Genomic DNA, 5,607 nt, shown 5'->3' on the forward strand with positions numbered 1-5,607 from the left:
GTTGGGGGGGGCGGTGCGTATTGTTTTTAATCCCCCGCGGGGCGCCCCCCGCCCCCCCCGCCCCGCCCGGCGGGGCGGGGGCGGCCCCCCGCCGGGGCGCCGGGGGGGGCCCCGCCCACGGCGAGCACGCTCGGCGTGAGGCTCCTCAGCAGGGCCTCGTTCAGCTGAGTCACCTGAGTCACCTGAGTCACCTGAGAGATCACTCCGTGATGGTGGGCTGCTCGCCGTAGAACGGGCGCAGCTCCAGCCACTCGTGGATCGGCTTGCCGCCCGCGCCGGGGGCGGCCGACAGCTCCCCGGCCAGCTCGACGGCGCGCTCGTAGCTGTCGACGTCGATCACCATCCAGCCGGCGATGACGTCATTGGTCTCGGCGAACGGGCCGTCGGTGACCGGCGGGCGCCCCTCACCGTCGTACCGGACGAACGTCCCCTCGGGGGCCAGCGCCTGACTGTCGACGAACTCGCCGGTCTTCTCCAGCCGGGCCGCGAAGTCGTTCATGTACTGCAGGTGGGCCGAGATCTCCTCCGGCGTCCACTGGTCCATGGGTACGTCGTTGACGGCAGCCGGGGCGCCTCGGTAGTGCTTGAGCAGCAGGTACTTGGCCATGACGTTTCTCCTTGGTGCTGTTGCGACCCACTGTGGTCGCGTTCATAGCAGGGACGGAGCCGGTCACCGGATCTCGACATTGCCGTCCGAAGAATTTTTGGCACTCGCCGAACGAGCAGACCCAGGCTGGTCATCGAAGCTGATCGGTTCGCCGGCGTCCGGCGGCGGGGAGGCGCCGTACGCCTTCCGATAGGCGCTCGGCGTCACGCCCACCTCTCGTCGGAAGATGCTTCGGAAATTCGCAGCCGTGCCGAAGCCCGTCTCGGCGGCGATCCGCTCGACGGACCAGTCGGAGGCTTCGAGAAGCCGACGCGCGCCGGTGATCCTCTGCAGGACGACCCACGGCATGGGAGGCGTCCCCGTCTCGCGTACGAATCGCCGGATGAAGGTTCTGCGGGAAAGCAGGCTGTGGTCCGCCATCCGCTGCACGGTGATCGGTGATCGGTGATCGGTGATCGGTGAACCGATGTTCTGGATCACCCATTCCCGAGTCGTAGGCAGGCCGGCGCGAGGCGGGGTGAGTACATCGGCGTACTGCGGTTCATTGGCACCGCGCGCAGGGGGAGAGACGACGTCCTTGGCCACCTCGCCTGCCGTCGCGGTCCCGAAATCGCTCTGGACGACATGGAGACATGTCCCCGTCCTCGACGAGCAGCCGGTTCTCGACCACTTCGGCTTCCGGGCACAGCGCCAGAAGCGGAGCTGCTGCGGCGTTTCGGTGCCTCGTCGGACGACGTCGTCGAAGAAGTCATCTACGTGGTCGACGCCGACGCGGGCGACGCCGCGGCGGGGCCGGTTCGCAAGGAGGCCTACGGTCGGCCGGAGCCTCAGGTGGCGAGCACGATGATCGGAACCCCACGGCTGGCCTTCCCCGAGCTGCTGGTCGAGGTCAGGTTCGTCGCCCGCGTCCGAGGCGGCCTTGGCTAACCTGCACGGGTGACCACCGACCTGACCCTGCTTGAGCGTGTCGCCTGTCGTGGGCAGGAGGTCACCGCGCCCCGGCTCCGGGCCCTTCTCGCGCTGCTCGCGGGCGAGTTGCGCACCGGCTGCAGCACCGAGCGCCTGGTGGCGGGGCTGTGGCCGGACGCGTTGCCGGAGCGGCCGGCCAAGGCGGTGCAGGTGCTCGTGTCCAGGGCGCGGTCGCAGCTGGGCGCCGATGTCATCGCGGGCACGCCGACCGGATACCGGCTCGCCCTCGCCGAGGAACAGGTCGACAGCTCCGCCCTGTTGCTGCACGCCGCCGCGAGCGCGGAGCGGGCCAGGGCCGGTGACCACGCGGGGGCGCTGGCCGCGGCCGATGCCGGGCTCGCCCTGTGGGAAGGGGCCCCTGACGGGGCGGGCGACACCGACGACCCCGTGGCCGCGTTGCGCGCCGAACGCGCCCCCGTCCGCAGTGCACTCGTCCGCGCGCGGGCGCTCGCGCTTGCCCGTCTCGGGCGGCACGCGGAGGCGGCCGTGCCGCTGGCCGTGGCGGCATCGGAGCATCCCCGCGACGAGGAGGTCCTCGCCGAGCTGCTGCGCGGCGAGGCGGCGACGGCGGGCCCGTCCGCCGCCCTGACACGGTACGAAGCCTACCGCCGCGAGCTGCGCGAGACGCTCGGCACGGATCCGGGCGCCGGGCTCAGGGCCGTACAAGAAGAGTTGCTGCTCGACGAGGCACCGGTCGTCAGGCACGGTGTGCCGCACGAGCCGAACCAACTCCTCGGCCGGGACGCGGACATCGCGGCGGTGCGGAGTCTGCTGCGCTCCTCACGTGCCGTCACCGTCGTCGGCCCCGGCGGCCTCGGCAAGACCCGGCTCGCGCACGCCGTCGGCCGTGCGGCCGAGCAGCGGGTCGTGCACTTCGTGCCGCTGGCCGCGGTCACCGCGGACGAGGACGTGGCCACGGAGGTGGCCTCCGCGCTCGGCGCGGGCGAGGGACGGCACGGCGCGCTGAGCGGCCACGCCGCCGCGGACCCGGTGTCCGGCATCATCGGCGTGCTCGGCTCCGGGCCCGCGCTGCTGGTCCTGGACAACTGCGAGCAGGTCGTCCGGGGCGCCGCCGACCTCGTACAAGCCCTGGTCTCGTCCTCGAAGGACCTGCGGGTCCTTGCCACCAGCCGGGCCCCGCTGAGCCTCACGTCGGAGGCGGTGTACGCGCTGCCGGAGCTCGGCCCCGACACCGCGGTCGAGCTGTTCACGCAGCGGGCGCGGGCGGCCAGGGCCGGTGTGGAGCTGCCGCCGGACGCGGTGGCCGAGCTGTGCCGTCACCTCGACGGGCTGCCGCTCGCCGTGGAGTTGGCCGCGGCGCGGGTGCGGGTGCTCTCGGTGCCGGAGATCGCCCGCCGCATCGGTGACCGGTTCGCGCTGCTGCGCGGCGGGGCACGGGACGTACCGGAACGCCATCGCACACTGCACGCGGTCGTGGAGTGGAGCTGGAACCTGCTCACGGAGGACGCCAGGGCGGCGCTGCGCACGCTGTCCGCGCTCCCCGGCGGTTTCGCGGGCGACGCGGCGCAGCAGGTCCTCGGCGATGAAGCGCTGCCGCTGCTCGAGGAGTTGACCGATCAGTCGCTGCTCACGGTCACCGACACCCCGGTCGGCGTGCGGTTCCGGATGCTGGAGTCCGTACGGGAGTTCAGCGCGGCTCGGCGTGCGGAGGCCGGAGAGGAGGACGAGGCGATCGGCCGATTCCTCACCTGGGCGCGGGACTTCGGGGTCGCGCACCACGACGTGCTCGTCGGCACCGAACATTCCGTCGCCGCCCGGGAGCAGATCAGGGCCGAGCAGGACAACCTCGTGCCGGCCCTGCGGCACGCCCTGGCCCGTACGGACGGCCCCACCACGGCAGCCGTCACCTCCGTCCTCGCCGCTCTGTGGTTCACCGACTCCAACTACCCCCGCCTCACCGCACTCGCCGCGGACACCGGCCCGCCCCTTTCGCACTACCGCCCGGCGCCCGCGTACGTCGAAGTCGCCCGCGCCGCGGCCGTGTTGTGCGCGGCGGCCCAGTTCATGAACTACGGCCCGCATGGCGTGCGCCACCTCGTGACCCTCCGGCGGCTGCCCCCGGCCCCACCGGACACGCCGCTGCGCGCCACCGCTGCGGTGTTGAGCGCGGTTCCGGAGATGCTGCCTCCCGATTACGCGGTACTGCTCGAACTCTGCGCCGGCGAGCAGCCGCTGGTCGCCGGCATCGCCGAGTGCGTGGCCACCTACATCTGGGAGTACGAGCACGACATCGAGCGGGCGATCGCATCGGGCCGCCGGATGATCGCCGCGCTGGCCCCGGTCGACAATCCGTCCCTGCGGCTCATGGGCCATTCCCGGCTGAGCGAGCTGTGCCTGCGGACGGGACAGGGCGAGGCCGCGTACGGACATCTCAAGGCGGCGCTCGACGCGCTGCCGCGCCTCGGCCACGAGGACGACTACATCGGCATCCGCTCGGCCCTTGTCCTCGCCTGCCTGCAGCGCGGCGCCCCGGACGAGGCCGAGCACTGGCTGCGGCAGGCGGAGGGGGCCAACACCCCGCAGGAGGACACCTTTTACAGCCCCGACCTCGGCGCGCACGCCGAGATCGCGCTCGCCCGCGGGCTGACGGAACTCGGCCTCGGCCTGTGGCGCAGCGCCGTGGAACGCCTGCCCGAGACCGGCTCGATGCACAGCGACGACCCCTGGCTCGACCCGTGGGCGCTGCAGATCCAGTCGGCGGCGGTGACGGCGCACGCACACGCCGGCCGTCTCGGGCTCGTCACGGAGCCGGTCGACCGGCTGCGGCAACGCCTGCGAACACTGCTTGCCGGCCCGCCCCGTGCGCCGATGGAGCTCCCTTTGTTCGGGACGGTGCTGCACGCGCTTGGCATGGCGGGGCTCGCGTCCGCCGGCGCCGGTGGCCAAACCGACACAGTTTTCGACACCGACACCGACACCGACACCGACACCGGTGCCGTACGGATGATCGCGCTGGCCGAACGGCTGCGCGTACTGCGCGAGTTCCAGCCCACCATGTCGGCGGCCCGCGCCCGTCAGGCAGCCGAGCACGCCGACCGGGCGGCGTACGCCGACGCGGTGTCGGAGTACGCCGCCCTGGGGCGGGACGAACTGTGGGAGGCGGCCCGCGCGGCTACTTCGGGTCGCGGCTGAACAGCGACGTGGACCAGCGGTAGCCGAGCGCGGCAAGGCCCACGCACCAGACGATGGTGATCCACCCGCTGTTGCCGATCTCGCTGCCGAGCAGCAGTCCGCGCAGGGTCTCGATGGCCGGCGTGAACGGCTGGTACTCGGCGAACGGCCGGAACCAGCCCGGCATCGCGTCGACCGGCACGAAGGCGCTGGAGATGAGCGGCAGGATCATCAGCGGCAGCGCGTTGTTGCTGGCCGCCTCGGCGTTCGGGCTGGCCATTCCCATCCCGACCGCGATCCAGGTGAAGGCCGTGGCGACGAGCGCGAGCAGACCCAACGCCGCCAGCCACTCCAAGGCCGTGGCGTCGGTGGACCGGAAGCCGATGGCCACGGCGACGGCGCCGACGAGGACCACGCTGAGGATCGCCTGCAGCACGCTGCCGACGACGTGCCCGATGAGCACCGAGCCGCGGTGGATCGCCATCGTACGGAAGCGGGCGATGATGCCCTCGGTCATGTCCATGGAGACGGAGATCGCGGTCCCCGCCGGGGTGGCGCCGAGGGTCATCAGCAGGATGCCCGGGACGAGATAGGCGATGTAGGCGGAGCGGTCGGCGCCGCCGCCACCGATGCCCGCGCTCATCACGTCGCCGAAGACGTACACGAAGAGCAGCAGCAGGACGATCGGCGTCAGCAGGATGTTGAGGGTGAGGGACGGGTAGCGCCGGGCGTGCAGGAGGTTGCGCCGCAGCATCGTGGAGGAGTCGCGCGCGGCGAGCGAGAGGGAGCTCATCGGACGGCCGCCCCTTCCTTGTCGGGTCGGCTGATGTCGGTGTTGCCGGTGTTGGCGGTGTTTCCGGTGTTGCCGGTGCTGCCGGTGCTGCCGGTCAGGGCGAAGA

General features: G+C 72.2%; 5 protein-coding genes. 2 read left to right on the forward strand and 3 right to left on the reverse strand.

The window, feature by feature from the left end; translation table 11 throughout:
- Positions 1-199: 199 nt before the first annotated feature.
- Both ACFWY6_RS43685 and ACFWY6_RS43690 read right to left on the reverse strand, forming a co-directional pair.
- A complete protein-coding gene (locus tag ACFWY6_RS43685) occupies positions 200-607 on the reverse strand; it encodes a YciI family protein (protein ID WP_384702958.1) in 408 nt (135 codons plus the stop codon).
- A 63-nt stretch (positions 608-670) separates the two neighbouring features.
- Complete coding sequence (locus tag ACFWY6_RS43690) at positions 671-1,192, reverse strand: helix-turn-helix domain-containing protein (RefSeq protein ID WP_384702961.1); 522 nt, start codon at positions 1,190-1,192, stop codon at positions 671-673.
- Between the two features lie 171 nt (positions 1,193-1,363).
- On the opposite strand from ACFWY6_RS43690, the gene ACFWY6_RS43695 reads away from it, so the two are divergent.
- Together ACFWY6_RS43695 and ACFWY6_RS43700 are read left to right on the forward strand one after the other, a co-directional pair.
- A complete protein-coding gene (locus ACFWY6_RS43695; protein ID WP_384702964.1) occupies positions 1,364-1,534 on the forward strand; it encodes a hypothetical protein in 171 nt (56 codons plus the stop codon).
- A 9-nt stretch (positions 1,535-1,543) separates the two neighbouring features.
- A complete protein-coding gene (locus ACFWY6_RS43700; RefSeq protein WP_384702967.1) occupies positions 1,544-4,729 on the forward strand; it encodes an ATP-binding protein in 3,186 nt (1,061 codons plus the stop codon).
- On the opposite strand, the gene ACFWY6_RS43705 is transcribed toward ACFWY6_RS43700, so the two are convergent.
- Positions 4,710-5,501: an ABC transporter permease gene (locus tag ACFWY6_RS43705; protein WP_384702970.1), complete on the reverse strand. Its 792-nt coding sequence runs from the start codon at positions 5,499-5,501 to the stop codon at positions 4,710-4,712. The two genes, ACFWY6_RS43700 and ACFWY6_RS43705, sit on opposite strands and share 20 nt — an antisense overlap.
- Positions 5,502-5,607: the final 106 nt, after the last annotated feature.

Origin of the sequence: Streptomyces sp. NPDC059037 (assembly GCF_042740015.1) — a bacterium.
Taxonomy (GTDB): Bacteria; Actinomycetota; Actinomycetes; order Streptomycetales; family Streptomycetaceae; genus Streptomyces.

Coding starts and splice junctions, on each gene's coding strand:
- ACFWY6_RS43685 (WP_384702958.1), bottom strand. CDS start 607: ATGGCCAAGTACCTGCTGCTCAAGCACTACCGAGGCGCCCCGGCTGCC.
- ACFWY6_RS43705 (WP_384702970.1), bottom strand. CDS start 5,501: ATGAGCTCCCTCTCGCTCGCCGCGCGCGACTCCTCCACGATGCTGCGG.